This window comes from Maribacter sp. 2-571, assembly GCF_050589625.1.
Taxonomy (GTDB): domain Bacteria; phylum Bacteroidota; class Bacteroidia; order Flavobacteriales; family Flavobacteriaceae; genus Pelagihabitans.
Genome location: NZ_JBNGOP010000004.1, coordinates 213,556 through 239,149 on the forward strand (window position 1 = coordinate 213,556; position 25,594 = coordinate 239,149).

General features: G+C 42.6%; 25 protein-coding genes. 15 read left to right on the forward strand and 10 right to left on the reverse strand.

The features are described from left to right. Window positions 1-13: 13 nt before the first annotated feature. A complete protein-coding gene (locus tag ACRD7P_RS04870; RefSeq protein ID WP_430906387.1) occupies window positions 14-1,948 on the reverse strand; it encodes a histidine kinase in 1,935 nt (644 codons plus the stop codon). Window positions 1,949-2,157: 209 nt separating this feature from the next. Between ACRD7P_RS04870 and ACRD7P_RS04875 the strand changes: the two genes are divergently transcribed. Together ACRD7P_RS04875 and ACRD7P_RS04880 are read left to right on the forward strand one after the other, a co-directional pair. Further along, on the forward strand, window positions 2,158-2,904 hold the full coding sequence (locus ACRD7P_RS04875; RefSeq protein ID WP_430906388.1) for a LytR/AlgR family response regulator transcription factor: 747 nt from the start codon (window positions 2,158-2,160) through the stop codon (window positions 2,902-2,904). Between the two features lie 181 nt (window positions 2,905-3,085). Continuing rightward, window positions 3,086-3,394 carry a hypothetical protein gene (locus ACRD7P_RS04880; RefSeq protein WP_430906389.1) on the forward strand — a complete coding sequence of 103 codons (309 nt, stop codon included), beginning with the start codon at window positions 3,086-3,088 and terminating at the stop codon, window positions 3,392-3,394. 410 nt (window positions 3,395-3,804) lie between these two features. Here ACRD7P_RS04880 and ACRD7P_RS04885 read toward each other — a convergent pair whose 3' ends face one another. The 3 genes from ACRD7P_RS04885 to ACRD7P_RS04895 all read right to left on the reverse strand — a co-directional run bounded on the left by ACRD7P_RS04885 (window position 3,805) and on the right by ACRD7P_RS04895 (window position 5,990). After that, entirely contained in the window at window positions 3,805-4,515 is a 711-nt protein-coding gene (locus tag ACRD7P_RS04885; protein ID WP_430906390.1) for a DUF4197 domain-containing protein, read from the reverse strand. A 22-nt stretch (window positions 4,516-4,537) separates the two neighbouring features. Beyond that, entirely contained in the window at window positions 4,538-5,389 is an 852-nt protein-coding gene (gene purU / locus ACRD7P_RS04890) for a formyltetrahydrofolate deformylase (RefSeq protein ID WP_430906391.1), read from the reverse strand. A 196-nt stretch (window positions 5,390-5,585) separates the two neighbouring features. Continuing rightward, complete coding sequence (locus ACRD7P_RS04895; protein WP_430906392.1) at window positions 5,586-5,990, reverse strand: hypothetical protein; 405 nt, start codon at window positions 5,988-5,990, stop codon at window positions 5,586-5,588. 119 nt (window positions 5,991-6,109) lie between these two features. Between ACRD7P_RS04895 and ACRD7P_RS04900 the strand changes: the two genes are divergently transcribed. The 5 genes from ACRD7P_RS04900 (at window position 6,110) to ACRD7P_RS04920 (ending at window position 12,349) form a co-directional block, all read left to right on the forward strand. After that, window positions 6,110-6,568, forward strand: coding sequence for an Lrp/AsnC family transcriptional regulator (locus ACRD7P_RS04900; protein ID WP_430906393.1), 459 nt, complete (start codon window positions 6,110-6,112; stop codon window positions 6,566-6,568). Between the two features lie 352 nt (window positions 6,569-6,920). Then, window positions 6,921-8,000: a hypothetical protein gene (locus ACRD7P_RS04905; RefSeq protein ID WP_430906394.1), complete on the forward strand. Its 1,080-nt coding sequence runs from the start codon at window positions 6,921-6,923 to the stop codon at window positions 7,998-8,000. 151 nt (window positions 8,001-8,151) lie between these two features. Then, window positions 8,152-9,732 (forward strand): alanine/glycine:cation symporter family protein, encoded by a 1,581-nt coding sequence (locus ACRD7P_RS04910; protein WP_430906395.1) that lies wholly within the window; start codon window positions 8,152-8,154, stop codon window positions 9,730-9,732. Between the two features lie 198 nt (window positions 9,733-9,930). Beyond that, a complete protein-coding gene (locus ACRD7P_RS04915) occupies window positions 9,931-10,755 on the forward strand; it encodes a mechanosensitive ion channel family protein (protein WP_430906396.1) in 825 nt (274 codons plus the stop codon). A gap of 181 nt (window positions 10,756-10,936) precedes the next feature. Continuing rightward, window positions 10,937-12,349, forward strand: a complete 1,413-nt coding sequence (locus tag ACRD7P_RS04920) for an alpha/beta hydrolase (RefSeq protein WP_430906397.1) — start codon at window positions 10,937-10,939, stop codon at window positions 12,347-12,349. A 62-nt stretch (window positions 12,350-12,411) separates the two neighbouring features. On the opposite strand, the gene ACRD7P_RS04925 is transcribed toward ACRD7P_RS04920, so the two are convergent. Further along, window positions 12,412-13,149, reverse strand: coding sequence for a DJ-1/PfpI family protein (locus ACRD7P_RS04925; RefSeq protein ID WP_430906398.1), 738 nt, complete (start codon window positions 13,147-13,149; stop codon window positions 12,412-12,414). Between the two features lie 97 nt (window positions 13,150-13,246). Here ACRD7P_RS04925 and ACRD7P_RS04930 point away from each other — a divergent pair, with 97 nt between their 5' ends. Then, a complete protein-coding gene (locus ACRD7P_RS04930) occupies window positions 13,247-13,894 on the forward strand; it encodes a DUF1684 domain-containing protein (RefSeq protein ID WP_430906399.1) in 648 nt (215 codons plus the stop codon). 65 nt (window positions 13,895-13,959) lie between these two features. On the opposite strand, the gene ACRD7P_RS04935 is transcribed toward ACRD7P_RS04930, so the two are convergent. The 4 genes from ACRD7P_RS04935 to crcB form a co-directional block, all read right to left on the reverse strand. Next, window positions 13,960-15,030, reverse strand: a complete 1,071-nt coding sequence (locus ACRD7P_RS04935) for an outer membrane beta-barrel protein (protein WP_430906400.1) — start codon at window positions 15,028-15,030, stop codon at window positions 13,960-13,962. A 128-nt stretch (window positions 15,031-15,158) separates the two neighbouring features. Next, on the reverse strand, window positions 15,159-16,391 hold the full coding sequence (locus ACRD7P_RS04940) for an ammonium transporter (RefSeq protein WP_430906401.1): 1,233 nt from the start codon (window positions 16,389-16,391) through the stop codon (window positions 15,159-15,161). 31 nt (window positions 16,392-16,422) lie between these two features. Continuing rightward, window positions 16,423-16,761: a P-II family nitrogen regulator gene (locus tag ACRD7P_RS04945; RefSeq protein ID WP_430906402.1), complete on the reverse strand. Its 339-nt coding sequence runs from the start codon at window positions 16,759-16,761 to the stop codon at window positions 16,423-16,425. Between the two features lie 294 nt (window positions 16,762-17,055). Next, the gene (gene crcB, locus ACRD7P_RS04950) at window positions 17,056-17,427 is read right to left on the reverse strand and encodes a fluoride efflux transporter CrcB (protein ID WP_430906403.1); all 372 of its coding nucleotides are present in this window, start codon (window positions 17,425-17,427) and stop codon (window positions 17,056-17,058) included. An 899-nt stretch (window positions 17,428-18,326) separates the two neighbouring features. Between crcB and ACRD7P_RS04955 the strand changes: the two genes are divergently transcribed. After that, the gene (locus ACRD7P_RS04955; RefSeq protein WP_430906404.1) at window positions 18,327-18,713 is read left to right on the forward strand and encodes a hypothetical protein; all 387 of its coding nucleotides are present in this window, start codon (window positions 18,327-18,329) and stop codon (window positions 18,711-18,713) included. A gap of 118 nt (window positions 18,714-18,831) precedes the next feature. Continuing rightward, window positions 18,832-19,497 carry a hypothetical protein gene (locus tag ACRD7P_RS04960; protein ID WP_430906405.1) on the forward strand — a complete coding sequence of 222 codons (666 nt, stop codon included), beginning with the start codon at window positions 18,832-18,834 and terminating at the stop codon, window positions 19,495-19,497. A gap of 172 nt (window positions 19,498-19,669) precedes the next feature. Here ACRD7P_RS04960 and ACRD7P_RS04965 read toward each other — a convergent pair whose 3' ends face one another. Next, on the reverse strand, window positions 19,670-20,737 hold the full coding sequence (locus ACRD7P_RS04965; RefSeq protein ID WP_430906406.1) for a branched-chain amino acid aminotransferase: 1,068 nt from the start codon (window positions 20,735-20,737) through the stop codon (window positions 19,670-19,672). A gap of 107 nt (window positions 20,738-20,844) precedes the next feature. Here ACRD7P_RS04965 and ACRD7P_RS04970 point away from each other — a divergent pair, with 107 nt between their 5' ends. The 5 genes from ACRD7P_RS04970 to dnaJ all read left to right on the forward strand — a co-directional run bounded on the left by ACRD7P_RS04970 (window position 20,845) and on the right by dnaJ (window position 25,347). Beyond that, entirely contained in the window at window positions 20,845-21,348 is a 504-nt protein-coding gene (locus tag ACRD7P_RS04970; protein ID WP_430906407.1) for a DUF4920 domain-containing protein, read from the forward strand. A gap of 1 nt (window position 21,349) precedes the next feature. Then, window positions 21,350-22,018: a tRNA (5-methylaminomethyl-2-thiouridine)(34)-methyltransferase MnmD gene (mnmD, locus tag ACRD7P_RS04975; RefSeq protein WP_430906408.1), complete on the forward strand. Its 669-nt coding sequence runs from the start codon at window positions 21,350-21,352 to the stop codon at window positions 22,016-22,018. Window positions 22,019-22,138: 120 nt separating this feature from the next. Beyond that, window positions 22,139-23,098, forward strand: coding sequence for a TIGR01777 family oxidoreductase (locus tag ACRD7P_RS04980; protein ID WP_430906409.1), 960 nt, complete (start codon window positions 22,139-22,141; stop codon window positions 23,096-23,098). Between the two features lie 560 nt (window positions 23,099-23,658). Next, on the forward strand, window positions 23,659-24,216 hold the full coding sequence (locus ACRD7P_RS04985; protein ID WP_430906410.1) for a nucleotide exchange factor GrpE: 558 nt from the start codon (window positions 23,659-23,661) through the stop codon (window positions 24,214-24,216). 6 nt (window positions 24,217-24,222) lie between these two features. Further along, window positions 24,223-25,347, forward strand: a complete 1,125-nt coding sequence (gene dnaJ / locus ACRD7P_RS04990) for a molecular chaperone DnaJ (RefSeq protein WP_430906411.1) — start codon at window positions 24,223-24,225, stop codon at window positions 25,345-25,347. Window positions 25,348-25,594: the final 247 nt, after the last annotated feature.

Genomic DNA, 25,594 nt, shown 5'->3' on the forward strand with positions numbered 1-25,594 from the left:
TTATCGTCGGATTTTACGTTTCGTTTATAAAAGGTATTTGTAACTGTACCCTGGTTCCAAGTTGGTGTTTCTCGTCGGCATATTGAATTTCGTATGTAGCATCGGTCCGTAACGAATTCGCATATAGCAAAAGGCGCTCTTCAAGAATTTTTCCCGATAATGACCGGTGCCTTTCGGTTACTTTTGTTGTTTTGTCCTTAAGGGTATTATAGTACCCTATTCCGTTGTCCACTATTGTAAATTCTAGTATGTTTTTTATTTTATCAATGTTAATATCAATAGTGAGCAGATTGCCATTGTCCGACCGGAATCCGTGGTCTATGGTGTTTTCGATAAAGGGTTGAACGAACATGGGTGGTAGAAAAATGTCATCTTGTGACAATTGATTATCGCAGTTGATGCTGAAATCAAATTTTTTCACAAATTGCGACTGGAGTTCCATATAGTTCTGAATCGTGCTGATTTCGTCTTTTAGGGAAACAAACTCTTCCCGGGAATTTTGCAACACCAAGCGCAGCAATTTAGAAAATTTCAAGATGTAGCTCGCTGCGGCCATGGCATTTTTATGGGTCAAATGATAAATACAGTTTAAGGTATTAAAAACAAAGTGTGGATCTAATTGCGTTTGCAACAGTTTCTGTTTTAAATATTCTTTGTCCAATTTGTTTTTTAAATTTTTCTGTTCCCATAAGAGATACCCTATTAGACAAATGATGAGAAGTAAAAAAAGGAGGAAGTAAATTATGGTTTTCTGCTGTTTTATACTCGATTCCTGGGTGTGGCTTATGTTTTCGAGAGCACCTATTTTTCGTTCTTTTTCGCGAACTTCAAAAATCGCTTCCAATTCTTCCAAATTCTCCCTGAGAATTCGGTCGTTAACGGTTTGGTCAAGGGCATTTTTTTTCAAGCTTGTTTCAAATGCCGCCCTAAAGTCGGCCATGGCGGTATACGCCATAATAAGTCCATCCAAGGTTTTTGTCCGCAAGTCTTGTACCGCCCTGTCTTTTTGGTCCAATTCATTCTTTTCAATAGCCTTTTGAACCGATTTTAGATTTTCTATGGCAGGCTTGTTCCTACCCTCCCAAATAGCGACATATGACCCGTAAATTATTCGATAAAGGTCTGAAATGGTATTGCGTTTGGGTAAGCGGGACGAAGGAGCGAACTCCCCGGTTTCTTTTATTAATTTGAAGTAATGTATTGCGGAATCTTTTTCTTTTTTAAGAAGAAATAAACTTCCCAAGTTTCCATAAAAGGTGGCTTTGTACTCCTCGTAATTTTTATGCTCCTTAAATTTTGTATCGATCAACGATAACCCTTTATGAAAGTGATAGTCAGCGGAATCGACCACTTTTTGGTAACTGTAAATTAATCCCAATTTATGGTGTACTTCCCATCCGGCCCGATTCATGAACCATAAATTGGTCAATAGTCCTGAATAGTACTTTTTAGCGGACGATAGATACCCCAATTTTAAATACGAATTACCAAGGTCTCTAGCGATGTACGGTAGGTAGTTACTTTTCTTTGAAAACAATTTTTCATCAAAACGAGCAATTTTAAGCCCTTTGTGGTAATGCCTTACCGCTTCTTTATATCGGTCGTCCAATCTTGCGTAGTAGCCTCGGACAAAATGTACCCTTTGAAGATTTGATGTTTGATATTCTTGATCGGCTTCAAAATTACGATGGTGCTTTATGGCTTTGTCGGCGTAAAACAAGGCCGAATCCTTTTTCATCTTTCTAAAAAAGTAGTAACAACGAAAGGCATAGTATTTGGTCCATCCTTTTAACTCCTCGTTGCCTTGCAGTTTTTTTTTGAACCCCTCCAATTTTTCAATGGTAATGGGGCGCATCTGAAAGGTGTCTATGTACTGCTGCCCATGGTCTTTTTGGCAATAGGAAGTCGACATATAAAATAGTGCCGCTAAGTAGATGATTTTTTTCATGTGCTCGTTCTGGTTTCAAAACACAAAATTGAATTAAATTTTGATAGGTAATGGACATTGGAAGTTCTAATTTTCTCTTAATTTTTTTGGTGTCATTACAATTTAGGTATCTTGAGGAAGATATAAAAAATACGTTCAGTGGCCATAGGTCGTTTTTGAGCGAAGGGCAACGAAGACAATTTATTTGATCGGTGTTTTATTTCTGATTCATGGGACCCATTAGAGCAATAATTTTGGAAGATGACGCTGCCGCTGCGGACTATATCGGTTCGGTTTTGTCGTCTTTGACAAATATCATTTTGGAAGGCCACGCCAAAACCTTGGATACGGGTGTTCACCTGATCAATACCGTAAAACCGGATTTGGTTTTCATGGATGTGGAACTGGAAGATGGTACCGGATTCGATGTATTGGAAAAAATCACCGTGAACTCTCCCGATATCATATTTGTAACTGCCCATGATGTTTATTTGCGCACCGCCATGGAGCACTACGCGTTTTATTATCTGACCAAGCCGTTTGAACCAGAGGCACTACTTGGGGTCGTACATACTTACATGTCCAATCTAGTACAACGAAAAGCAAAATTCGAAAGGGACTATGGTGACCTGGTGAAGTTTTTGAAACATGACGACTCACGGTTGTTGATAAATGTCGGAAACGAGCATGTTTTTATAGCGGTGAACGATATTGTGAAATGTACGGCCGAAGGAAATTATACCTACTTTTTTTTAAAAGACTCATTGAAGTACTTGGCGTACCATCCACTGAAATATTTTGAGGACTTGCTTACAGAGAAAGGTTTTTTTAGGGCTAGCAGACAAGCTCTGGTCAACTTAAATAATATCAAATCGATTTATAAACGAGAGGCCTTCATTCTTACCAACGGTGATCGTGTAACCATTTCCACTAGAAATAAGGGAAAACTTGGGATGCTGATCAAAAAATTCGCTTGAACTTCAAAACATCACGCTTACAACGGTAAATACAACACTCCCATAAGCGTATGAATATGCTTTTCATCCATACACTAATTTAGGGCCAGTTACTTAGAATTCGAATTCGGAAGTAGTAGTGGAGTTTACCAAAAACCACTTAAAATAATAGTCGGTGTTAATCTTATAAATTAGAAGAACTATGCGAAAATTAGTGATTTTTATAGTATTGATAAGTTGTTATCAATTTTCAAGCGCTCAAGCGAAAAAAACGAGCCAAGAAGGGTATAATACAGGTTGCGAATTGGCAACCGCCTATTCTCAGGGAGATAGCAGTATGTATCGTTTGTATACAAATACGATCACCAATCCAAATTTCCCAATAGAATATAAAAATGGGGTGGTAGAAGGCTGGACAGCTTGTAAAAAAAGAAGTGATGATCGCGGTTGTCCGGATAAAGGATGTGATGATAAGTTTACTTCTCCTGCGCGAAAGAAACGGAAAAATTGAAGCGCGCCGATAGGTCTATAAACACAGTTCGGTAAATAGGGAAATCAGAATTTTACGGAGCACGGTTATAAGAAGACAGGTTTTAACAAACCTGTCTTCTTAATTATCTACGATATAAGCCATTTTTAAGAGACCTTTGATCGCTCAACTTTATTAACAGTAGCTTAGCGAAGTGTATACGTTGATTGCTCTGCTTTATTCGGGTATCGGTATATTTTAAAAAAGCATAAAAAAACCGGTGCTCCCACCGGTTTTAAACTAACTAACTCAAAAAATTACTAACTCAAATTCTCAAACAAATATCTTTTTTTTTCACTGCAATACCGTTCGCATGATATTAGGAAATCGTTACCATTGCCGTTTTATTTTTAACGTAAAAAACCGTAAAATAGTATGGCGTTCACAAATTTTTAGCGATCCTGCAGAACGAATACTTTTCTGAGAAGATCCGTGGTTCTTGAAGCCACATTGTTGCGTATTTCTTTTTCCTCCACCGCGATCATGGTGTATACTCCGGTCAGTGCTTCTTGCGTAACATATTCCGTTAGATCGGGGTCTACATTTTTAGTAAGTGGTATGGCGTTGTATTTGCTGATCAAGCTGCTCCATACCTTATCGGCACCGACCTTGCTAAAAGAATTTTTTATAACCGGTTTGAACTTGCCGTAAAGTGCGTTTCGGGTGGCGTTGTCCAAATATGATGTGGCGGCATCGTCTTTTCCCAATAAAATGGTACGTGCGTCATTAAAGGTAATTCCCTTTACCGCGTCTACAAAAATAGGTGTTGCTTCCCCTACGGCATCCTCGGCCGCTCGGTTGAGCACTTTCAGCCCTTCATCGGCCAACTTGGAAAGGCCGATATCACGTAAGGTCTTGTCCACCTTTTGCAGTTCTGCCGGCAATACGATTTTAACAAGTTCATTTTTAAAAAAACCGTCGGTTTTGGTCAACCGGCCCACTTGCTTGTCGATGCCCTTATCCAAAGCTTCCCGAAGGCCACGGGCAATTTCGGTATTTCCGATTCCCTGCGTGCCTTGCGGCAGTTGGTTGACCACTTGTTGAAGTTCTCCACAACCCAGCAGTTGAAAAGCCATAAAAAATAGAAGGAACCGTTTTACCATTATATATCGTTTTAAGTAGTTATTACGAAAAAATCACTGTTTTATTGTTGTACACCATGGTCTTTCGTTCCACATGGAGCTTCACCGCTCGGGAAAGTACTATTTTTTCCAAGTCCCGCCCCTTGGTTATAAAGTCCTGAATGCTGTTCGAATGCGAAACCGTGGTAACATCCTGCTCAATGATCGGGCCGGCATCAAGTTCTTCAGTAACATAGTGGCTGGTGGCACCTATAATCTTTACGCCCCTTTTGTACGCGGCATGATAGGGTTTTGCCCCTGCAAAGGCAGGTAGGAAGGAATGATGGATATTAATGATCCTATCGGGAAATTCGGCAATCAAGTTACCACTTACAATCTGCATGTAGCGGGCCAACACCACAAAGTCGATTTCATGTGTCCGCAACAACTCCAGTTGTGCCGCTTCCGCTTTTGCCCGGGCGTCCTTTTGTACGGGAATATGAAAAAACGGTATATGAAACTGTTCCGCAATGTTCCGTAAGGTTTCGTGGTTGCTACAAATGAACGGGATATCCACCGCCAATTCACCGGCATGGTACCTGCTGAGCAGGTCGTACAGACAATGGTTGTATTTGGAGACGAACACGGCCATTTTTGGCCTGTTTTCGGGTGTGTGAAGTTGCCACTTTATTTTATAGGGTAACCCTACCTCCTTGTCAAAATCCTCGCGCAGTGCCTTCAGGTCAGGTGTAGGCGTTTCGAACTCACTTTCCACACGCATGAAAAAAACGTTCGCCTGTTTGTCGACATGTTGGTCTAAATAAACAATATTTCCCCCGTTGGATTGGATGAAGCCGGTCGTTGCGTGAACGATACCCGGTTGGTCGGGGCAATGGATAAGGATAATGGTCTTCAAAGTTTTGGTATTTACCATCAAAATTAAGCATTGTACCGCTTTTTACGATAAAAAAATAAGGTATACCATTTCAAAGTTAAAATGGTATTGGTGACGTAGTGTCGGGTCGTTTTGATTGCGGTGTTGAGAAGTCAAAAATTTCCAAAGAAAAGTTGCCTGGTATTGCCTAGCGTTGAAGCGTTACGAAGAGGGCGTTCTAGCCAAAATCCCGCGATAGGCCTTTTCTCCATTTTTTATAGGAGCGGTAAAAACTGAGCAATTCATTTCGCAAAAGATGCAGGTATTCCCTTTCTTTGACACCATCTTTTTCAAGTCCCGTACAATACGAATTGATGTTCCGTATCATGATTTGGATAAAGGAAACGCTTCTCATCCGTTCGGAGTGGGATTTGGAACGTTCCGCAAGCGCAATTTGTTGTGGTATCAATATCGCATCGGTCAGGATGGCATCCGCCATATGGTCCCGCAAGCTATTGGAACGGTAGAGTTGAAGAAGGTCTTTGTTGAAAGAAACATAGGATGCTATTTCCCTGCTCATATGGCAAAGGTCCATCGCTTTGCGATAAACGGGAATGCTTCCTAATTGTTTTCTCTTGGCCATGATACCTCCTACAAATTTTAGAAAAGTAAAGTTACATCGGATTCTCATTTTTTATCTTTAGTATCGAAAGTCAATTATAATTTTTACCTTTAATTCGTAAGAATAAAACTGTCGAAATTTTGAAAGTAAAGATAGATGACCTTAATTGGGCCATATTGACCTGCTTACAGGAAAATGCGCGCGATTCTTTTGCCAACATCGGGCGTAAAGTAGGGCTTACCCCGCCTGCGGTAGCGGAACGGGTAAAAAAAATGGAAGATCTGGGTATTTTGGAGGGGTATCATGCCATGGTCTCCCATGTGCTTACGGGCCATCAGCTTAGGGCCATTGTAACGCTTAAGGCATTTATGGGGAAACTCAAGCCGTTTTTGTCCATGGTCACGGGTTTGGAAGAAGTGATCAATTGTTACCGCATTACCGGGAATGAGAACATTGTAATGGAGGTGGTGCTCAAAGATCAGTTTCATTTGGAAAAATTTATAGACCAGCTGATACAGTACGGGGAGACCCGAACGCATATTATTCTGTCCAATGTGGTGCGCAATGCCCACATTCATAAAAGTGTCCGAACATCGTAGCCGTTTGTCGAAAATGGCGGTCCGAACGTCCCAAAGGATAGGTATCAGGGAAATTATACCATTTTAACTTTGAAATAGCACTAATAAATCGTTTCTTTTTCAGCTGTTCTTCGTTAAAAAATATAACCGTAGCTAAGGCTATGCTTAGATCCCCGGTCAAGCCGGGGACAGGCTTTTTGCCTCGAACAACTAAAAAATCATTCAATTTCTATACGCACGATTTCAAAGTTAAAATGGTATTAACCCTAGTTACGTACTGTTTAAGTAGCCGTACTTTACTGGTTTTAGTACCTTTAAAACAGAAATTTGTTCGCAGTTGATGTTAGAATATGCCATAACCGCTATAGTATGTATGATAACCGCCATTGTAATACAGCGGATCTACAAAAAGGAACATAATGCAGCGGGAAAAAAGGAGGGCGTAAAAGGCATCCTTTGGTTTGGTTGGGCGATTTTTGTTTGGGGCATTGGCGCGTGTATTACGCTGCTTGCCGTAAAAGGTTTAGGGGTATCGCCATCGACCAGCTGGCTGATTTATTTTGGGGTCTGTGTTTCCCTTTTAAATTCAATGTTCATTTTATTGTCCCTACCCTCCATAGAACATACGGGAAGGCCGAGTGCAGTGGTCCGCTTTGTGGCACGGTTTACCGAAAAGGAGTTTATTTTCCTGTACGGTGTGATCATGGCGATGTTGGTCTTTGTTTTTTTTGCGGCATCTTACACCAATGTTGCTATAGATAGCGCCCTGATATGGCTTATAGATATCCCCATTTCCATTCTTGTGGCACTTGCCCTGCTGCAAGCGTTGAACAAAGCTTTCTTCAATCGGCAAATGCGTTTCATGGTTTTGCCCAGTACGGTACTTTTTATACTCATCCTTATTGCCGTTACCCATCGTATCGTTCCGGTAAGCAAGGTACCTGAGGTTTTGAACAATGGAACCTGGGAATTGGTGGGTATCGTAACCGCGGTATCCTTCAAATTTCTTTTTATCCTGTTGTTTTCTATTTTACTGTACAGTTGGAAATTTTTATCGGAAAAAGAAGAAAAGGAATCGCGACTTGAATCGGTGTTGGAACAACAGCACCGACTTCGGACAAAGAATAAAGAGCTGCTTCGGTCGAATGAAGCGTTGGAAGCAACAGTAGCCCATTTGGGAAACGAGTTGCACCAACTGAGGGAATCGTCAAAAATTGAACTTTCCGAACGCCAAAAAGAAGTATTGGGCAATTTGGCACTTTTGGGCGACCAAAAATCGTATACCGAAATAGCGGAGGCCATGCATATCAGTGTGGACGGTTTTCAGGCCCACATCCATCAAATAAAAAAAGTACTAAAAGTCAGTGGTACCTCCGGAAAGCATCTGCTCATAAAATACGCCATAGAAAATGATTTGTTGCGTTATGCAACGCTAGGGCCCGGAACGCCCTGATCATTTGGCCGCATCCGTAACGGATATCCTAGTACCAATTCTTTTTTAAGCAGTGCGTAACCTTTTAAATCCATATTGAAAAAAACATGTTTGTCTTCTAATACCAATGGCCCGTTTTAATCCGCAATTGGTATCACATAAGAAAGGCACTATGGGTTTTCACTTTTTTCAACTTCCCTATCGACGGGGTTTTACCGCACAAGTATCCTTTGACCAGTCCATAAACGAGTGGTTCCGATCGGCTACGGGGTGGTTTGTGGATGCAATTTTGGCGGAAATTCCGATAAGCGAAGGGGTAGGTATTCCGTGGGTATTGATCGTATTGGTCTTGGGCGCAAGCTATTTTACCATCTACTTTAAAGGCATCAACTTCCGTGGTTTTTTCACCGCTATACGCATTGTAAGGGGCCGTTACGATCATTTAGAGGCTTCTTTTCCCGAAAAGGAAACGGCACCAAGGGGAACGAATGGGACGAAACCGGAACACGCAACGGAAGCGAAAGAAGGCGAGGTATCCCATTTTCAAGCATTGACCGCGGCACTTTCGGCCACGGTGGGTCTTGGAAATATTGCCGGTGTGGCCATAGCCTTGTCTATTGGTGGCCCCGGCGCCACGTTTTGGATGATACTCATCGGCTTTCTGGGTATGGCTTCGAAATTTGTGGAATGTACCCTGGGCGTGCGCTATCGCGAAATCGATTCCACGGGAAAGGTGTTCGGTGGGCCCATGTATTATTTGCACCAGGGACTTTTGGAAAAAGGATTTCCAAGGTTCGGTAAGGCGTTGGCGGTTCTTTTTGCGCTGATGTGCGTCGGCGGTTCTTTTGGCGGGGGCAATATGTTTCAGGTAAATCAGGCCTTTCAGTTGTTTGCCTATGTAACGGGGGGTGCCGATAGTTTTATTGCGGGGAAAGGATGGGTTTTTGGTGTGCTGATGGCCGTTCTGGTAGGTGTGGTGATTATCGGGGGAATACAAAAAATAGCGAAGGTCACCGATAAGATCGTGCCCGCAATGGTAGTGTTGTACGTTTTGGCGGTCATTACGGTTTTGTGCATCAACCATACGGCGGTACCCCGTGCCATCGTATCCATTGTAGAAGGGGCTTTCGATCCCCAGGGAGTTGCGGGTGGTTTTATGGGAGTACTTGTTCAAGGATGTAAAAGGGCGGCTTTTTCGAACGAGGCCGGAATCGGTTCTGCCTCCATAGCCCACTCGGCGGTAAAAACACGGTATGCCGCCAGTGAAGGTCTGGTAGCGCTTTTGGAACCGTTTATCGATACGGTGGTCGTGTGTACGATGACCGCTCTGGTATTGATCGTTACGGACCAATTGATCATTGGTGAACAACTGTCCGATGCCCAAGGAGTGGTACTTACTTCCAACGCCTTAGAAAGTGGCATCTCTTGGTTTCCCTACCTTCTTTCGTTCGCAGTGATTCTTTTTGCATTCTCATCCATGATTTCTTGGTCGTATTATGGATATCAAGCGTGGTCGTTCCTTTTCGGTAGGGGAAAACGAATGGAGTACACCTATAAGATCATCTTTTGCTGTTTTGTGGTGATCGGTGCAGCGGCAAGTTTGGGAGCCGTTATCGATTTTGCGGATGCCATGATCTTTGCCATGTTGGTTCCCAATATGATCGGCCTTCTTATATTGTTGCCGACCGTAGCTAGGGAACTGGAGCGCTATGGAAAAGCGATAAGATCGGCAACTGAAAACGAAGCCCGATAAATCCGCTAGGGGCATTCGCTTATACTTCGCTCACCTTTTGATAAAACGGGTTCCTACGGGTTCGGGGACAGCCACAAATTCCGGAGTTATCGATTTTCGGGGGAGCCGTAATTTGATAGCGGTATCCTTGTATTTGTTTTGGTCTATAAAAACGATGTTAAACTTGTAGGAAAGGTATTAAATCGTTTAATTTAACCTATGGAATGGGAAAAACTCGACAGCTACCTTCAAATAGCGATTGATAAAGCAGTGTTTTATCTTCCGAAGATACTTCTTGCGGGAGTCATTTTTTGGATCGGGTTCAAGATTGTCAAAAAACTGGTCTCATTAGTACGGACGGCATTGAAACGGACGGGTTTTTCGGAAACCCTCAGGCCTTTTATTTCCTCGACCGTAAGTGTATTGTTAAAGGGTACGGTACTGTTCATCATCGCTTCGGTACTGGGTGCGGACCTTACCGGATTGTTCGCTATTCTTGCAGCTGCCGGTTTTGCCATCGGCATGGCGTTACAGGGAAGTCTTGGCAATTTCGCCTCTGGGATCCTTATTTTAACATTGAAGCCATATAAAGTGGGCGATTGGATACAGGTGGAGGACAAGTTCGGGAGGGTAGAGGAAATCGGTATTTTCAGCACCGACGTTTTGACTCCCGGGAACAAGATATTGATCATACCCAATTCAATGATCACCGATTCGGTGGTAACCAATTATTCTGAAAAAGGAATGATCCGATTAGAGCTTGAAGTGACCATGCCCTATGAAGACAGTTTTCCAAGAGTACAAGAGGTAATACAGAATGCCTTAAAACCGGTCGCTAAAATACTACCGAATCCGGAGCCGGAGGTGGGAATCTTGGATTTTGATTCGCACAACATTACCTTGATCGTTCGTCCCTATGTGCTTCCAGACGATTTTTGGGAGGTAACATTTAATGCCAATTCGGCCATTAAAAACGCCTTCCACCGTCATAACGTTAAAATTGCATACTCCGAAGGTGTCGAAATCGGGGCTATTGGTGAGTAGTACCATTTTAAAGTTAAATTGGTATAACACCCAAGCTTTTCTTAACGAGGCCTTAAAACAAATCAAAAAAAAGTAATTTTAACAAATACTAGGTTTGGCCTTGTTTTTGATATTTTCAGCATATCCATTTATGGTAGCCTTAAGATCGCTATGGCCATAACAGTGTTGAACACCATATAGCATGAAATACTTTTTACTCGTACTCACCTTTGGGGTCGTTTTTTATGCCTCCGCCCAAGACCTCTACTTAAAGAGAGGTAAGATTACCGATTCCATAGTTGTCAAGGATTCGCTTTCCGAAAGTTACGCTTTATACGTGCCGACCGATTTTGATACGACCAAAACCTGGCCGATCGTGGTTGTTTTTGATTTGAAGGGAAGGGCAAAGCGGGCGGTAAAAGTGTTTCGGGAAGCGGCCGAAAAAAATGGGTATTTGGTAGCGGCATCCAATAATATTTCAGATACGCTGAGCATCACTCAAAACATTTTGGTCACCGGTCGATTGTTATCAAGTATTGCAGCCCTTTTACCAGTGGATAAACGCCGGGTATATACGGCCGGTTTTGCCAGTGGCGGTCGCTTTGCGGGCACGGTGCCGACTTTTGTCAAAGAAATTAGGGGGGTAATTTCCTGCGGGGCACCCGTTCCGAACACCGCCTTGTTAAACCGCAGAAAGCCGTTACACTTCATCGGTATTGTGGGTACCTCCGATTTCAACTACCCCGAAATGCTGTTTGTCGAAAAAGAATTGAACCGCAAAAGTTTTGAAAATCAATTGCTGGTTTTCGAAGGAGGGGAACAGTGGCCTCCATCTGAATTACTCGTAAAGGCTTTGGAAATCGCCACATTATCGTCCATGGCCAAAAAGGATGTTGCGGAAAACAAGGTGTTTGTTGATGATAGTTACCAACAAAGTCTTCAGATGGTGAACGTTGCCATGGGAAAACAAAAACAACTGTTGGCGTACGATTGGATGCAGGAAATGATCGAAATCTATACTCCGCACCGTTCAATCGACTCCCTTTTGGCAAGTGCTAAAACCGTTCGCAAAGGCAAGGGGTATCGCTTGCAGAACCGTAGTAAGAGCAACGCCCTTTTTAAAGAGTCCTTTTTAAAAGATGATTTTGATTACTATCTGGAAGAAGACATTCGCACCTATAACTACAATAATTTAGGCTGGTGGACCTATCAAATGGAAGAACTGGAGAAGTACGAGAAAAGCACGAATGTGTTCACAATGCAAATGGGACAGCGTTTGAAGGGATATGTGAACGCCTTGGTCGCCGATAACATCGATTTGATCTATGCCCAGTCCCCGGTAGATCTGGAGGCCCTCAATTTTCTATGGATGTTAAAGACTATTACCGCTCCCAAGGAGTATGAAAACTATCTTAAGGTAATTTCCAACAGTGCCTTGATCGACGATGACGGCACCGCCCTGTTCTATTTAGAGGAACTGTTGAAAGCCGGCTATACGGATGTGGATGCGCTGTACAGTTTGGAGCATACGGCCATTTTACGAATTTCACCGGAGTACAATGCCTTGATAGAAAAGTATCTTAAGGCATCGCGTTACGAGCCTATTGAAGAGTAATACCACTTTAACTTTGAAATAGCACTAAAAAATAATTCTTTTCTGTACCTGCCATTTCAAAGTTAAAGCGGTGTAATATGGGGTACTTGGTCCAGATCCCAGTCGATGACCAGCCCCTTTGCCAAAGATCGGGCTATTTCTTTCCCATACAGGGTTTCGCAGAGGTATAGTGCCGCCTCAAAACTTTTTGCACCTCCGGCGGAGGTAATGTATTTACCGTCATGCACGAAAAGCACACTGTCCTTAACCTTTAGTTGTGGAAACATGGTCCGGTATTTTTCAATATCGCTGGGAAATGTCGTTGAGGTAACCTCATTTAAAAGTCCGGCCTTGGCCAGAACAAAGGCACCATCGCAATGGCTGGTAACATAAGTAGCTTTTTCCGATACTTTTTTCACAAAATCCAACAAGCGGGTATCCTCCAGATCGGTATCCAAATGGTGTTCCGCACTCGGCACGACCAAAATATCGATATGGGGCAGAGAGTCTTTGGTATAATCAAAGTCCGGCAACACACGAACCCCTTCAAAGGTGGTGACCGGTTCCAGGGTGTTGGCCACCGTGAACGTATTCATAGCCTTAATATTTTTTCGATATCGGGTATGCTGAAAAATATCGAAAGGTGCAGTAAATTCGGTATTGAACGTGCCGTCCATGATCAGAAAGGCAACATTGTAGTTGTTGGCGTCCAGTTGTGGCAAGTTGCGATGTGCGGTGGTAATTGAAGGTTGTTTTGATGCGCTTTCTTGGCATGCCGAGCAAAAGGTGAAAACGATAAGAAAAACCAGTAGCTGTCTCATTTTGTGCTTTTATATGGGAAAGGTACAACCTTTTGTAAAATGAAAAACGCGGTATAAACCGGGTTAAATCGTACTTTTATCCCTTTATCTGTTGAAAATGCGTGTTATATCTCTCTTTTTGATCGGTGCTATGGTATTCTCCTGTAAGGGAGAAAAAAAGTATCATGATGAGCCACGGTCCGTATCGGTGACGGATTCGATAGGGGCTTTGGCGGCGATTCGAGCGTTTCAAGATGATATGAACGAAGAGTTCAAAAACCCGGAAACCTCACCCTTACCGGATCGTTATCGAAAGGATTTTGAGTCCTTGGACTTTTTTGAGGCAGATACCACGTATCAGATAAGGGCGCGTTTGGAACGTACTCCAGAGTCCATCCCTTTTTTAATGCCTACCACTACGGAACGTACCTCCAAAGAGCGGGTGTACGGTATCGTGCGTTTTCAATTAAAAGGAAAAGCTTTTGAATTGGAGGTGTATCAAAACGAAGCGCTGATGCAAGAGGAAGGGTATGCCGACTATTTGTTTCTACCTTTTACCGATATTACCAATGGGGAGCTTACCTATGGCGGTGGTCGCTATTTGGACCTTCGTATACCGGAAGGGGATGTGATCGTTTTGGATTTTAATAGGGCCTATAATCCCTATTGCGCTTATAACAAAAAGTACTCCTGCCCCCTGGTGCCAGCAAAAAATCATGTGGATCTGCCCGTTAGGGCAGGGGTAAGGGCATTTAAAGGGCAATAAAAAATCCCGGTCGAAAGACCGGGATTTTTATATACTATAAATAAAGCTGCTGCTACCTTTTGCTATTAAAATGCATATATTGCCGCTAGGTAGAAGACGGATAAATTGTCCTGTGGAGCTCCGTCACTATCGATAAAAGGCTCGTTGTTAGACCAGGAATCCAATCTGATTTCTGGTTTGATCGTTAAATTATCAACGGTATAGCTTCCGGTTAACGTAGCGGAGAAAACGCTAGCGGTATCAACATCATCCACATCGGTATGTCCTCCAAAGTACTCTCCACGAAGTCCGATGGCAAAACTATCGGAAGTGGTCAACTGAGGGTAAATGGCAACACCGTAAAAACCTTCGGTAATTTCATCTTCGGTACCATCAACCTCAAAAGAGTTGCTTTGATACGCACCGTTAAGTCCGAGGAAAAACTTTTCGGAAAGGTCAAAACCACCGGTGTAATCTACCTCAAAACCAAGTCCGCCATCATCCGCCAATAGGTTCAAGTACTGACCTGAGTATCCTAATTGGGCGCCAAAAGCGTACTTTCCGTCCGATGAGTTGAACTCGGTCAAATCCGTTGGGTTCATTACCGCCAACATCAAACTGAAATCGTCGGATAATGCAAAGTCGGCCTTAATACCGGTATGGGAGAACGGACCGTTGGTAAACAAGTGTGAGGTACTGTAGTTAAAGTTTCCGGTCGGGGAAATTACTTCATAGCCTAAAAAGGTATTGAAGTTACCAATGGTCAAGGTTACTTTATCGCTTACGTTCCAGTAGGCGTACAATTGGTTCACAATGTTTCCGGTAGCCGAATATTGTGGGGAATTAAAAATGGCATCGGTTCCCCTTGGACCGAATACAAGATCCGCGACGGCACCTACTTTTCCGGTTTCATAAGAGGCGATAACGTTGGCCATACCCAATGCAAAACCATCCAGGTTCGCAAAAGATGTTTGCGGGGCCACCAACGCATCGTTGGGAGCGTTGAGGTTCGTTTTATAATAGGCATCGATACTACCGCTTAGGGTAAACTTCTTGGTGTCCGTTTCCTCTTCGTCCTGTGCAAAGGAAAAAGTGGTGGCACATACCAAAAATACAAGCGCAAAAATATTCCTTAATAAAGTTGTATTCGTCTTCATGTTTTCAATAGGTTTAGAACGTCCTTTGGTCTGTGTTAAAGGACGCCAATTTTAAATGTGATTTTTGTTTTATAGTAAGGTGATATAACGGAGCGTTCTGAAAAACGCTCCGTATGTGATATGTAACGTTAATCGTTCGTGAAATCGGGATAGGCATCCATACCGTGTTCGTGAAGGTCGAGGCCTTCGATTTCCTCTTCTTTGGAAACGCGGATTCCAGAGATCGCTTTTAACGCTCCCAAAATAATCAAGGAGGTAATTATACAAAACGCACCTACGATCAATACGCCGTACAACTGTACTAAAAATTGTTCTCCTCCAGCTTTGCTCCCAAAGATACCGACGGCCAACGTACCCCAAATACCACAGATAAGGTGTACCGTAACCGCTCCTACCGGATCGTCCAACTTTAGTTTGTCTATAAGTGCAACCCCTAGCACAATGATGATTCCGGCAATGAAGCCAATGACAACTGCTTCGTTTGGAGACATGAGGTCAGCGCCCGCGGTTATACCTACCAAACCTCCCAATATTCCATTTAAGAACATGGTCAAATCTAGATTTTTGTATAGGATAGTAGAAAGGATAAAGGCCCCAAAACCACCAGCGGCAGCGGCCAAACTAGTAGTAACCAATACCAAAGAAGTTAATTCCGGATCTGCGGAAAGTACGGAACCACCATTAAAGCCGAACCAACCCAACCAAAGGATCAATACCCCGGCAGTGGCAAGCGGAATGCTATGGCCTGGAATTGCTTTTGGTTTTCCATCATCCCCGAACTTTCCTATTCTTGAGCCCAGTAATGCAATAGCAACCAGTGCCGCCCATCCGCCAACGGAATGGACCAATGTAGATCCTGCAAAATCATAAAATCCCCAAGAATCGAGGAATCCACCTCCCCATTTCCATGCGCCTACTATAGGATACACTAATCCTACATAAAATAGTACAAACACCATAAAGGAGGCAATTTTAATTCGTTCTGCCACGGCTCCGGAAACAATTGTTGCCGCAGTTGCCGCAAACATGCCTTGGAACAAAAAGTCGGTCCACCAAGTGTAACCACCATCGGCATATCCGGGAGTCATACCTCCCTCAGGGGCTCCAATTCCGAAACCGGCAAATTTTAAAAAGCCGGCATCGCCATCTTCGAATCCGGGATACATTAAATTAAATCCGAAAGCGTAGTAGAGTAAAAGCCCACCGGTAATGATAAAGATGTTCTTAAATAAAATATTGATCGTATTTTTTTGTCTGGTCAATCCGATTTCCAAAAAAGCAAAACCGGTATGCATGAAAAATACCAAAGCGGTACATAACATCATCCAAACATTGTTAGCTGTAAATAATCCTGCGTCCATAATCTATAATATCGTTTGTTGGTTTATTTTTTTAGTTGATTCCGGCGTGTCCGTTTTCTTTTGTACGGATACGGTATGCATCGATCACATCGGATACGAATACCTTACCATCGCCAACATTGCCCGTATATGCCGATTCTAAAATGGCATTTACCGTTTTTTCCAAAAACTCGTCGGAAACTACAATGGATAGAAATCGGCGCTGTATGTCGGAAGTACTATAAGAGATACCGCGATATACGTGTCCTTGTTTTTCGTTGCCAACGCCCGTAACGTCCCAATAACTGAAGAAGTTAACCTCAATCTGATGAAGCGCTTTCTTGACGTCATCAAACTTGGATTTTCTAATGATTGCCTCGATTTTTTTCATTTGTATCATTTTATGTTTACGGGGTAAATATATCTTAAAAAAACAATTGCCCTTGCTTTTTAGGGGTAAGTGAAATCATTTTTATATTTATTTCAATAATACCCCCTTCATTTTAGGGGTGTCATATTTTAACACCCTAAAAATTATAATATTAACGATTACTTAACATCGCGAAATGACAAAACGCTAAAAAATCCGAGGAAATGCCCTCATTTTTTGAAGTATTGGCAAAGTACAGGGGCTGTGGTTAGGTTATGTGTAAAAAAATAAGAAATACGTTTCCAAAAGTTATTTTTATAACAATTTGGCAGACCATAGGCCTAGGGCGACAGCAAGTATACCGACACCCAAACTGGCGAACAGGTATAGGGCGGAGGACCAAAGATCCCCGGAACGAAGTAAGGAATGGCCTTCCAGGGCATAAGTTGAAAAGGTAGTAAAGCCACCACAAAAGCCGGTGACCAAAATCAAAAGCTGGTTACTGGAGAGCAAACCGTTTTTGAGGGATAGTCCCATAATCAGACCAATAAGTAAACAACCGACGCCGTTGACCAAAAAAGTTCCCAGAAAAAAATGTTCGAAATAGTTGTTGAAGGCCTTACCGATAACATAGCGGAGCACGCTCCCAACGCCCCCTCCTAAAAATATAAGTAATACCGGCTTCATTATAAGGGTTTAAACCAAAACTGTATTTGTGGAACGCCTGCCAATGGCGTCTTTTGGTTTTTAAAGATATAAAACTAAACCGCTTTTTTGTACTTGGAGGAAGTTAAGTTGATCGGGTAGATTTTAGAATCGGATTTCTTGGAAACTTCCTTTTTGGTTTTTCCAGCTTTTTCTGAAACTCCGTTCAAACTAAAAAACATAAAAACAGCGTTCGCCCCGATTAAAATGAAAAGTATGCTAAAAAATGTCATCATGTTTACCCCGTTTGTAAGATGAATAACGCAAAATTACGTTAATTGTTATGATATACGCTAGAAATCAGCATATTGTTGTGAAAAGGGGGATTTTTGTGGTAAGCGTAAGCTTTCTGTTAATTTTTAATGAAAAACTTAATCACGAACAGGCTGATTATGAAAATAACAAAGAAAATACCCACCCATTTAACACCTTTATAGTTTTTCCGATGCAACTTTTTGTCTTTTCGATAGGTAGAAACGATAATAACTGCAAAAACGACTACAAACAATAGCGCAAAAATCAATTGCCCAGTGCTGAACATATTCCTTATTTTTAAGCAAAATTAGTGAAGTGTCCCGAACTTTGTACTCTTTATACCATTTCTGGTGTTAAATTACGCAAATAAAAACCAGGGATTTTTTGGGTTGGCGAAAAAGAAAATCCAAGCATAGCAATAGCTATGGTTAGATTTTATTTTGAAGCATACGCGGAAAAGAACAATTTTTAATGGGTAATTTAACACCAGAAATGGTATTACATGCGATTTAGGGGAACGATCTCTTTATCGACCTGTTTTTGCCTAAAGGAACGTAGGGTGTACTAGGGTCGCGCATCAAAAGTCGCTTTCGGCGCTAAAATGGTTTAACTATAATTACCACAACATGAAAGATAAAATACAGGCGGTAAAGGAATTTCATACCGCTTTCGGACTCGGGGTTTCCGAAACCCTTCGAGCGGATTTGGGAACGGAGAAGAACCGATTACGGTTTAACCTGATGGACGAGGAGAATAAGGAATACTTGGAAGCGGCGGCCAATAACGATATGGTGGAGGTAGCCGATGCTCTTGGTGATATGCTGTATATTTTGTGCGGTACCATCATCGAGCATGGTATGCAGCATAAGATTGACGACGTTTTTGAAGAAATACAACGGAGTAATATGAGCAAGCTCGGCGCCGACGGGAATCCGATATATCGCGAAGATGGTAAGGTATTGAAGGGCCCGAACTATTTTAGACCCGACATCAATAGTATTTTGGAGAAGTAAGAGAAGGGCTTTAGGGGCTCTTTGGGTTTAGTATTTCTTAACTGTCATTCATTTAAAAAAAATAGTACTGAAAAATAAATTTATTAATAAAATTGAGATTGACTGGGACTACAGAGATTTGGACCCTGAGGGAAAAGGTGCTGTCAAAAAAATTGATTATAACAAGCATCCCAAACCTTGGATATTCACAGAAGATAAAAAGGTTATTCAAGCCTTCGCGCATATACATAATGGAGAACCAATAGTTATACCTGAATTAGACCCTACAATTTTATATCTTACTTCTGCAAAAAATCTATTGAGCGAAATAATAGAACTGAAAGAACAACTCTTAGAATTGGCAGGAGTAAAAAACTACGCGCAGACCGCTGATGTTTTCATAAAATTCTTTCCAAGGCAATCGATATTTATAACGAGCTTGTTTACGGCATTGGAAGCATTTAATAATGGGCAAATACCGGATGAATATACTTTCAGAAGTAAAAGGAAATCGTTTGATAAGGAGAAAATTCAACGCTACGTAAAATTCAATGATAAAACTGAAATAATAATTCCGGATATTTTCAAGCGGTCTTTTGTAATGGACAAAAAGGAGAAGTATGAATCTATAAAGGGGATTAAAAAAATGCGAGATGACATAATTCATACAAAAAATCGGGGAAAAGGCTATGCGCCCTCTTATAGCGGAATTTATAAAGATTCACTTTCTGTTGATTTTGAAAAGGTATATAGAGTAACAGTTGATTACATAAATTACTATAGACCTAATTGGATTGAAGAGTAAAAACGAAACATAACAAAACCTCCCGTGAAACAATATGGGCTTTGGGCGTAGTTTAAGTATTTAATGATATCCACAAAATTTTAGGCCCCGATGTTTCGGGGCCTAAAACTTAACGATATGTCTAGCGGGAGGCAAACACTGGTTAACTGCTGTATGATGAAAAGCCCAACCGTTACTTCACCTCATAACGCCAACCGAATTTGTCGGCGGAGCGATTGTATTGAATATCCGTAATTCGTTTTTTGAACAATGCCGCAAAACTATCGGTAATTTCGGGCAGTTCATAATCTACTTTCTTGTATCCAAAACCGGCGATAGGGGAAATTACGGCCGCCGTGCCCGCTCCAAAAAGTTCTTTTAACGAGCCATCTTTGGCCGCGGAAACAATTTCGGTGACACTTAGCTTTCGTACTTCGGTACGGATGCCCTCATCTTCGGCAATTTCCAATATGCTTTTTCTGGTGATACCATCTAAAATACGGTCGCTGGTCGGAGCGGTGATCAAGGTGTCCCCGATGCGTGCAAAAATGTTCATCGCACCGGCCTCTTCAATATATTCGTGGGAGTTGTCGTCCGTCCAGATGACTTGGTTATACCCTTTTTTTACGGCGAGCTGGGTTGGGTAAAACTGTCCCGCATAATTTCCACCTGCCTTGGCATATCCGACACCGCCATTGGCGGCCCTGGAATACGTTTCCTCGATAAGTACTTTTACCTTTCCCGAAAAATAGGAACCGGAAGGTGCCAGACAAATAATGAACTTATACTCATCCGCAGGGGAGGCGTGAAATCCTTTACCGGAGGCGAACATAAAAGGTCGGATGTATAGCGAACTTCCGGCCGCCTGCGGAATCCACTCCGAATCCAAACGCACCAGTTGTTTGAGTCCCTCCATAAAATATTCCTCGGGCAATTCCGGAATGGCCATCCTGTCGGCCGAGATGTTCAATCGCTTAAAGTTATCGAGCGGTCGAAACAGCCAAATTTTTTCATCAACATCCTTATAGGCTTTCATCCCTTCAAAAATCGACTGGCCATAATGAAAGATTTTTGCGGAGGGCTCCAAGCTTATCGCCTGATAGGGCATGATTTCTGGAATTTCCCATGCGCCATTTCGAAAATTACAGACCAGCATATGATCGGTAAAGACAGAACCAAAGTTCAAGTTGTCAAAATCGACCTGATCGATCTTGGATTGTTTTGTTCGCTCTACGGGGATCTTTAATGTTGTGGTTTCCATGCGCATGATATTTTAAAGAAATAAAATTAAATAAATATACGGTTTAGCCTTTCGTTTTTCCTCTAAAAATGTCCAATTTTGTATGCAACCGCTCATTATTAGGGAATATGAAAAGATTTAACATTTTGCTTGTGCTTTTTTTGGCGGTAACCGCCGCCTTTGGGCAAGAGAACGTTCCACAGGACGAAACCGAAAGCGCAATTCAGGTTCAACAGGCCATTTTTGGAGCAGCCACCACGGAGGAAGGCAGTCTGGGCAATTCAGAAATGCTGGAACGCTATCAGGGGCTTTCCCAAAACGATTCGATTTCGGTAAAGTTCAAGGGGACCGTACAGGAGGTTTGCCAGGCGAAGGGATGTTGGATGAAGGTGGCACTTGCGGACGGACAAAACGTTATGGTGCGCTTCAAGGATTACGCATTCTTCGTTCCCAAGGATATTGCGGGAAAAGAAGTTGTGGTACAAGGTCTTGCCTATACGGATGTGCTTTCCGTGGAAAATCGACGACACTATGCCAAGGATGCGGGAAAATCCGATAAGGAAATTGAGGCCATACAAGAACCGCAAAAAACCTTCGGTTTTCGTGCCGATGGTGTACTTGTAAAGGAATGATTTGAACAGGCGCATCATTACTACCGGCGACGGATCGAAAACCATTCACCTCGAAGAATGGGACGAACAGTACCACTCCAAACACGGGGCCATACAGGAGGCGTACCATGTTTTTATCAAGAACGGTCTTTTTGAGCTGGAGACGGAAAACGTGGCCATCCTGGAAATAGGCTTTGGTACCGGACTCAACGCCCTGATTACTTATTCGGAAGCGGAAAAAATTTCAAAGTCCATACGGTATACCGGCGTGGAGGCTTATCCTGTAGTACCGGAAGAGTGGGGGCAAATGGGTTATGTATCCCAATTGGAAGGCCAAAACTTGCAAAAGGTTTTTGAACAGCTGCATACGTCAAAATGGGAGACGCCCACGCCCATAGGAGAGCGGTTTCTATTGCTCAAACAACAAAAGTATTTTAAGGACGTTTCAGAAACCAATTTGTTTAACCTTATTTATTTTGATGCCTTCGGGGCAAGAGTGCAACCCGAACTATGGACCGAACAAATTTTCGGGCAGATGTTCCGGGCCCTAAAAAAAGGAGGCATCCTTGTTACCTATTCCGCCAAGGGTAGCGTACGCCGGGCAATGCAGTCGGTCGGATTTGTGGTGGAACGCCTGCCGGGGCCTCCCGGTAAAAGAGAAATGCTTAGGGCCAGAAAACCAATAGAATAGCCCTATTATCCGCAATTTGCCTAAAACATAGCCCATATCCTGCTTACCAAGCTTAAACAACTCTGTTAAATCGAAATTAAACCTACCGAGGGTCCTCTGTAAAACCAATACTTTTACAATATGAAAGTATTGATTACCGGAGCAACGGGACTTGTGGGAGGGGAATTGTTGAAGTTGTGCAAGCAGCAGAACATTACGGTGCATTACCTGACTACCCGAAAGGAAAAACTTGAAAACGAAGCGCTTTATCGTGGGTTTTATTGGAACCCGGCAACCAGTGAAATAGATGCCAATTGTTTTGAAGGCGTTACAGCGGTCATCAACTTGGCTGGGGCCAGCATATCCAAACGTTGGACAGCGGAATATAAAAAGACAATACGCGAAAGCCGCATCAATACGCTTCAAACCTTGCACCGTGCGATGTCTGAAATAGATGTTTCCGAAATCACGTCCTTTGTATCCGCATCGGCAATTGGAATATACCCTACTTCGCTCACCGAGTATTACGATGAAGATTTTCCTGGTGTTGACGATAGTTTTTTAGGAGAGGTAGTGGCCGATTGGGAGAAAGCGGTAGATGCCTTTTCCGGTTTCGATTTTCCCGTGGCAAAAGTAAGGATCGGTCTGGTAATGAGCGATAAGGGAGGAGCACTTCCCGAAATGGCAAAGCCCGTCAAGTATTATGCTGGAGCAGCTTTTGGAAGCGGTAATCAATGGCAGTCTTGGATACATATCCGGGACTTGGCGCGCCTTTTTATGTATGTTGTAGAAAACGGTTTGTCGGGGGTATATAACGGTGTTGGGCCAAACCCGGTAACCAATACCAAATTGGTAAAGGAAATTGCCAAGGTACTCGAAAAACCGCTGTTGTTGCCCAATATACCGGAGTTCGCCATGAAAACCCTATTGGGCGAAATGTCCTATATCCTTTTTGCGAGCCAGCGGGTGAGTTCCAAAAAAATAGAGGAAGAGGGTTTTGTATACCACCATCAGAACATTTGCAAAACGCTGGAACACCTATACCTCAGTTCCGGTGAGCAGGATACCGACGATGTACTGTACCAAAACGGCTATGTATAGGCTCCATGGTTATTGAACGGTAAGCACCTAATTTTTGTGCGATATAACCTTAACAATAGGTACAGATGCTTGGCATTACAAAATCGGTTGCATCAAGCCAATACCTCCGTTCCTTTTTCTAAAGTTGGTTTTCATCGCTTTGTCATAATCATAGGCTCCGAATACAATACTGTTCCGTACCATAGACTTTCTATTCCTTTAGGTGAATGACATCATTTTTTACTACCTCCCATTATTTCTGAGTTAACGCAATAAAGAACGCATTCCGCTTCATTTCTACTCTGTAAAGAAAAAGATTGGCCGTACGATAAAGGTTTAATACCATTTCTGATGTTAAATTACCCGTTAAAAATTGTTCTTTTCCGTGTATGCTTCAAAATAAAATCTAACCATAGCTACTGCTATGCTTGAATTTTCTTTTTCGCCTACCCAAAAAATCCCGGGTTTTTATTTACGTAATTTAACATCAGAAATGGTATAATTGATGACATTTTGACATTTTTAAAGAATTGGCAGTACTTTTGACAACTGTAATTTGTAAATCAATTTAGGAGTATCACATGAGCGATAAAGAGAAAACGGAAGGTATCGAGGAAACCGTTGCAGCGGAAAACACCGAGACAGTTACTGCGGCGGAAGATGCGGAAGCAACGACCGATGAAGAAATTTCTGAGGAAGATCGACTGCGGGAGGATTTGGCCAAGGAAAAAGAAAAATTTCTTCGTCTTTTTGCAGAATTTGAAAACTATAAAAAACGTACATCGAAGGAGCGTATCGAACTTTTTCGTACCGCGGGTCAGGAAGTAATGGTATCCTTGTTACCCGTACTCGACGATTTCGACCGTGCCCTAAAAGAGCTTTCCAAATCCGATGACACCGAAATGTTCAAGGGAGTAGGGTTGATTCAAAACAAACTCAAGGAAACCTTAAAATCCAAAGGGTTAAAGGAAGTAGCGGTAAAGGAAGGAGATGTTTTTGATGCGGAAGTCCATGATGCGATTACGCAAATACCGGCCCCATCCAAAAAAATGAGAGGAAAGATCATCGATGTGGTCGAAAAAGGGTTTTCCCTGGGCGACAAAATTATTCGACATCCGAAGGTAGTCGTTGGAAACTAAAATACTATGAAAGAGGACTATTACGACATACTTGGAGTTGCCAAAGGAGCTTCTACCGCAGAGATAAAGAAGGCCTATCGAAAGAAAGCCATTCAATATCATCCGGATAAAAACCCCGGTGATCCCAAGGCCGAGGAAATGTTCAAAAAAGCTGCGGAGGCTTACGAGGTGTTGAGCGATGCCGACAAAAAGGCCCGTTACGATCAATTCGGCCATGCCGCCTTTGAAGGTGGAGGCGGTTTTGGCGGTGGCGGAATGAATATGGATGATATTTTCAGCCAATTTGGAGATATTTTCGGTGGTGCGTTCGGCGGTAGCGGTGGCTTTAGCGGTTTCGGAGGTTTTGGTGGTGGCGGTCAAAGAAGGGCCAAAGGCAGTAACCTGCGTATTCGGGTAAAGCTAAGTCTGGAAGATGTGGCCAACGGGGTAGAAAAAAAGGTAAAGGTCCGCCGTAAAATTCAGGCCGATGGGGTTACCTATAAAACCTGTGGCACCTGCGGGGGTCGCGGTCAGGTAACCAAAATAGCGAATACCATTCTGGGTAGAATGCAAACCGCGGCTACTTGTAACGCCTGTGGGGGAAGTGGACAGTTATTGGACAAAAAACCTGCCGACGCCGATGCTCAAGGCTTACGGGTACAAGAAGAAACCGTATCGATAAAAATTCCGGCGGGTGTGGAAGAAGGGATGCAGCTCAAGGTCGGCGGAAAAGGAAACGATGCCCCCGGCAACGGAGTGCCAGGTGACCTGTTGGTCGCCATAGAGACCGAGGATCATGCCACCCTAAAACGGGAAGGGGACAATCTTCACTACGATCTGTACATTAGCATATCGGAAGCGGTTCTGGGAAGTTCGAAGGAAATTGATGCCGTTGGTGGTAAGGTGCGTATCAAATTGGAACCGGGTATACAATCCGGGAAAATTTTACGACTTCGCGGTAAAGGTATCTCAAGTTTGAACGGTTATGGTAGCGGCGATCTTTTGGTGCACGTTAACGTTTGGACACCAAAAGAGCTGAACAAGGAACAAAAAGAGTTTTTTGAACGAATGCGCGATAATGATAATTTTGAGCCAAAACCCGAAAAATCGGACAAATCCTTCTTTGAGAAGGTAAAAGATATGTTCTCTTAACATATTTTAATTTCGTTTTTAAAATAAAAACGTATATTTGAAACAGTATTGGGAGACCAATACTAATTTTCTTTTTCATAGCAATTTTTTTCCCATCCTTATTCATTTAAGGGTGGGTTTTGTTTTTTAGGGCCTGCTCAAACGTTTAACCTGATGGAAAAACCCTTCCATCGGGTACATTTTCCCCGACAACATCGTTGGACCATATTCCCCGCTTTTTATGATTCTGGGATATTTTCGTTGAAAT

Coding starts and splice junctions, on each gene's coding strand:
- ACRD7P_RS04930 (WP_430906399.1), top strand. CDS start 13,247: ATGCGTGTTATATCTCTCTTTTTGATCGGTGCTATGGTATTCTCCTGT.
- ACRD7P_RS04905 (WP_430906394.1), top strand. CDS start 6,921: ATGATAACCGCCATTGTAATACAGCGGATCTACAAAAAGGAACATAAT.
- ACRD7P_RS04955 (WP_430906404.1), top strand. CDS start 18,327: ATGAAAGATAAAATACAGGCGGTAAAGGAATTTCATACCGCTTTCGGA.
- ACRD7P_RS04880 (WP_430906389.1), top strand. CDS start 3,086: ATGCGAAAATTAGTGATTTTTATAGTATTGATAAGTTGTTATCAATTT.
- ACRD7P_RS04875 (WP_430906388.1), top strand. CDS start 2,158: ATGGGACCCATTAGAGCAATAATTTTGGAAGATGACGCTGCCGCTGCG.
- ACRD7P_RS04910 (WP_430906395.1), top strand. CDS start 8,152: ATGGGTTTTCACTTTTTTCAACTTCCCTATCGACGGGGTTTTACCGCA.
- ACRD7P_RS04915 (WP_430906396.1), top strand. CDS start 9,931: ATGGAATGGGAAAAACTCGACAGCTACCTTCAAATAGCGATTGATAAA.
- ACRD7P_RS04895 (WP_430906392.1), bottom strand. CDS start 5,990: ATGGCCAAGAGAAAACAATTAGGAAGCATTCCCGTTTATCGCAAAGCG.
- ACRD7P_RS04935 (WP_430906400.1), bottom strand. CDS start 15,030: ATGAAGACGAATACAACTTTATTAAGGAATATTTTTGCGCTTGTATTT.
- ACRD7P_RS04945 (WP_430906402.1), bottom strand. CDS start 16,761: ATGAAAAAAATCGAGGCAATCATTAGAAAATCCAAGTTTGATGACGTC.
- ACRD7P_RS04885 (WP_430906390.1), bottom strand. CDS start 4,515: ATGGTAAAACGGTTCCTTCTATTTTTTATGGCTTTTCAACTGCTGGGT.
- ACRD7P_RS04925 (WP_430906398.1), bottom strand. CDS start 13,149: ATGAGACAGCTACTGGTTTTTCTTATCGTTTTCACCTTTTGCTCGGCA.
- crcB (WP_430906403.1), bottom strand. CDS start 17,427: ATGAAGCCGGTATTACTTATATTTTTAGGAGGGGGCGTTGGGAGCGTG.
- ACRD7P_RS04940 (WP_430906401.1), bottom strand. CDS start 16,391: ATGGACGCAGGATTATTTACAGCTAACAATGTTTGGATGATGTTATGT.
- ACRD7P_RS04980 (WP_430906409.1), top strand. CDS start 22,139: ATGAAAGTATTGATTACCGGAGCAACGGGACTTGTGGGAGGGGAATTG.
- ACRD7P_RS04965 (WP_430906406.1), bottom strand. CDS start 20,737: ATGGAAACCACAACATTAAAGATCCCCGTAGAGCGAACAAAACAATCC.
- ACRD7P_RS04985 (WP_430906410.1), top strand. CDS start 23,659: ATGAGCGATAAAGAGAAAACGGAAGGTATCGAGGAAACCGTTGCAGCG.
- dnaJ (WP_430906411.1), top strand. CDS start 24,223: ATGAAAGAGGACTATTACGACATACTTGGAGTTGCCAAAGGAGCTTCT.
- ACRD7P_RS04870 (WP_430906387.1), bottom strand. CDS start 1,948: ATGAAAAAAATCATCTACTTAGCGGCACTATTTTATATGTCGACTTCC.
- ACRD7P_RS04920 (WP_430906397.1), top strand. CDS start 10,937: ATGAAATACTTTTTACTCGTACTCACCTTTGGGGTCGTTTTTTATGCC.
- ACRD7P_RS04970 (WP_430906407.1), top strand. CDS start 20,845: ATGAAAAGATTTAACATTTTGCTTGTGCTTTTTTTGGCGGTAACCGCC.